The sequence below is a fragment of the Pseudoroseomonas cervicalis ATCC 49957 genome (assembly GCF_000164635.1).
Taxonomy (GTDB): Bacteria; Pseudomonadota; Alphaproteobacteria; order Acetobacterales; family Acetobacteraceae; genus Pseudoroseomonas; species Pseudoroseomonas cervicalis.
In genome coordinates this window covers 326849-330023 of sequence record NZ_GG770780.1, presented here as the reverse complement: position 1 = coordinate 330023, position 3175 = coordinate 326849, and the positions used below count along the sequence as shown (strand labels likewise).

The following is a 3175-nucleotide window of genomic DNA, read 5'->3' as shown; positions in this document are numbered from 1 at the left end:
GGGATTTCGCCGCCGCGCTGCCGCCGCGCGCGCTGGTGGTCGGCCATGGCGGGCCGCTGAAGCTGCTGGCCGATCTGCTGGCGGGCCGCCCGCCGGACCTGCTCGGCCCCACCCCCGCCCTGGGCAGCGTGACGCTGATCTGAATGCCCCGCTGAAGGCGGTGCAGGGGATCCTATCCCCTGCCGGGGGAGTTTGAGGGGGCGGAGCCCCCTCAAGGCTTCAGGCCGCGTGGCGCTGGTGCTGCCCGGCGGCGCGGGCCAGCAAAGCGAGGGCGGCGTCCGGCTCGGCCACGCAGCCGAGGCAGGTGATGTCATCGCCCTCGCTGAGCAGCACGCAGAGTCCTGCGACCTCGCGCTGCACGAGCAGGGCGGCCTCCGTGCCTTCCCAGGCGGCGGGGGTCAGCATCAGGGTGACGGCGCCTTCGGCATCGACATGAGGAAAGACCGACCAGGCGCCCTCCAAGGCACGCAGACCGGTGGTCAGGGCGGCGATCTCGGCTGCGGTGAGCCGGGCCGCCAGGGCGGGTTCGCACATTCTGTGCTCCTTCTCGCAGGACCTACGCGTCCGGGGGGATGCGGCGCAGCATGGGGGAAAATGGTGAATAACTCTTAAAGAGGGTAAACGGATCACGAAGATGTCAGGCGACTTGCCGGCAGGCCGGGGCCGGGGCAGCATGTTCGCATCTCGTTCACGGTTTGGCGGCGCCCCTGGCGAGTCGCGCCAGCGCGCACCACATTCGCCGCATCGCTCGCCGCAGGTTCCGGGCTCGCCACGCCGCAGCCTTTCCGCCGCCCTGGGGGTTCCCCGCGCATGAACCACGTCATTCCCGTCGCCAGCCCCTTCGTGCCGCCGAAGCGCCCCTCGCCGCCGTCCCTGCGGCGGCTGCAGGTGGTCTCCCCCTATGAGCCGGCGGGCGACCAGCCCGCAGCCATCGGCCAGCTGGTGGAGGGGCTGCGGCAGGGGGAGCGCGACCAGGTGCTGCTCGGCGTCACCGGCTCGGGCAAGACCTTCACCATGGCCAAGGTGATCGAGCATGTGCAGCGCCCGACGCTGATCCTGGCGCCCAACAAGACGCTGGCGGCGCAGCTCTACGGGGAGATGAAGTCCTTCTTCCCCGAGAACGCGGTGGAGTATTTCGTCAGCTACTACGACTACTACCAGCCGGAGGCCTATGTCCCGCGCTCCGACACCTATATCGAGAAGGACGCGCAGATCAACGAGCAGATCGACCGCATGCGCCACTCGGCGACGCAGGCGCTGCTCGAGCGCAACGACGTCATCATCGTCGCCTCCGTCTCCTGCATCTACGGCATCGGCTCGGTCGAGCTGTACTCGAACATGGTCATCAAGTTGCAGCTCGGCGGCCGCATGGCGCGCGACGTGCTGCTGAAGGCGCTGGTCGAGCAGCAATACCGCCGCAACGACGCCGCCTTCCAGCGCGGCACCTTCCGCGTGCGCGGCGAGACGGTCGATGTCTGGCCCTCGCATCTGGAGGACCGCGCCTGGCGCATCTCGCTCTTCGGCGACGAGATCGACGGGTTGCGCGAGTTCGACCCGCTGACCGGCGAGATCGCCGGCGAGATGGAAAGCGTCGCCATCTACGCCAACAGCCACTACGTCACGCCGCGGCCGACGCTGCTGCAGGCGATCCGCGACATCCGCGTCGAGCTGAAGCAGCGGCTGGAGGAGCTGAACGCCGAGGGCAAGCTGCTGGAGGCGCAGCGGCTGGAGCAGCGCACCACCTTCGACCTGGAGATGATGGAGACCACCGGCTCCTGCAAAGGCATCGAGAATTATTCCCGGTATCTCTCCGGCCGCGGCCCCGGCCAGCCGCCGCCGACGCTGTTCGAATACCTGCCGGAGAACGCGCTGCTGGTGGTCGATGAGAGCCACGTCACCGTGCCGCAGATCGGCGGCATGTATCGCGGCGACTTCGCGCGTAAGACCATTCTCTCCGAATTCGGCTTCCGGCTGCCCTCCTGCATGGACAACCGGCCGCTGAAATTCGAGGAGTGGGACAGCTTCCGCCCCGACACGCTGTTCGTCAGCGCGACGCCCGGCGGGTGGGAGATGGAGCGCAGCGGCGGCGTCTTCGCCGAGCAGGTGATCCGCCCGACCGGCCTGACCGACCCGGTCTGCGAGATCCGCCCCGTCGAGGGCCAGGTGGACGATCTGCTGGCCGAGTGCCGCACGGTGATGCAGCAGGGCGGGCGCGTGCTGGTCACGACGCTGACCAAGCGCATGGCCGAGGATCTCACCGAATACATGACCGAGGCGGGCATCAAGGTCCGCTACCTGCATTCCGACGTCGACACGCTGGAGCGGATCGAGATCATCCGCGATCTGCGCAAGGGCGTGTTCGACGTGCTGGTCGGCATCAACCTGCTGCGCGAGGGGCTCGACATCCCCGAATGCGCCCTCGTCGCCATCCTGGATGCCGACAAGGAGGGTTTCCTCCGCTCCACCACCTCGCTGATCCAGACCATCGGCCGCGCCGCGCGCAATGCCGAGGGGCGCGTCGTGCTCTATGCCGACCGCATGACCGACAGCCTGAAGCGCGCGCTGGAGGAGACCGACCGCCGCCGCGCCAAGCAGCAGGCCTACAATGCCGAGCACGGCATCACGCCGCAGACCATCCGCCGGCAGATCAGCGACGTGCTGCAGAGCGTCTATGAGCAGGACTATGTCACCGTCGCGCCCACCGCGGCCGAGGCGGACGGCCCGGCCGAGTTCGTCGGCAAGGATCTGCGCGCCAGCATCGCCGAGCTGGAGCGCAAGATGCGCGCTGCCGCCGCCGATCTGGAGTTCGAGACCGCGGCGCGGCTGCGCGACGAGATCAAGCGGCTGGAGAATCTGGAGCTGGGCCTGGCCGCACCGGGCGGCAAGGCGGCCGGGCTGCAACCCAATTTGGCCGGCCGCTCGATGCAGGAGGCGGCGCCGAAGCGCGGCGGCCGCGCCAAGGGGGAGTGGAAGCCCAAGCCGCTCGGCCCCGGCGGTGGCGGCTACGACCCGGAGAAGAAGCGCGGCGGCCGCCGCCGCAGCGGGCCCTGAGGCGGGGCGGGCGGCGCACGGAAAAAGGGCCGGGGATCGCCGCCCGGCCCTTCTTCCTGCCAGCGCGCGGCAGGCTCAGGCGGTCCGCCGGTCCGGCGCCGCCGTGGCCTCGGCGCGGGTCAGG

Annotated in this window: 2 protein-coding genes; one reads left to right on the top strand and one right to left on the bottom strand. The window is 69.9% G+C overall.

Annotation, left to right across the window (positions count from 1 at the left end):
• Nucleotides 1-219 precede the first annotated feature (219 nt).
• Nucleotides 220-534, bottom strand: coding sequence for a hypothetical protein (locus HMPREF0731_RS14935; RefSeq protein ID WP_007004992.1), 315 nt, complete (start codon nucleotides 532-534; stop codon nucleotides 220-222).
• A 276-nt stretch (nucleotides 535-810) separates the two neighbouring features.
• On the opposite strand from HMPREF0731_RS14935, the gene uvrB reads away from it, so the two are divergent.
• A complete protein-coding gene (gene uvrB / locus HMPREF0731_RS14930) occupies nucleotides 811-3051 on the top strand; it encodes an excinuclease ABC subunit UvrB (protein ID WP_007004991.1) in 2241 nt (746 codons plus the stop codon).
• The last annotated feature ends 124 nt before the right edge of the window (nucleotides 3052-3175 follow it).

Bases quoted from the DNA above. Each gene is read 5' to 3' on its own strand.
- uvrB (WP_007004991.1), top strand. From the start codon at position 811: ATGAACCACGTCATTCCCGTCGCCAGCCCCTTCGTGCCGCCGAAGCGC.
- HMPREF0731_RS14935 (WP_007004992.1), bottom strand. From the start codon at position 534: ATGTGCGAACCCGCCCTGGCGGCCCGGCTCACCGCAGCCGAGATCGCC.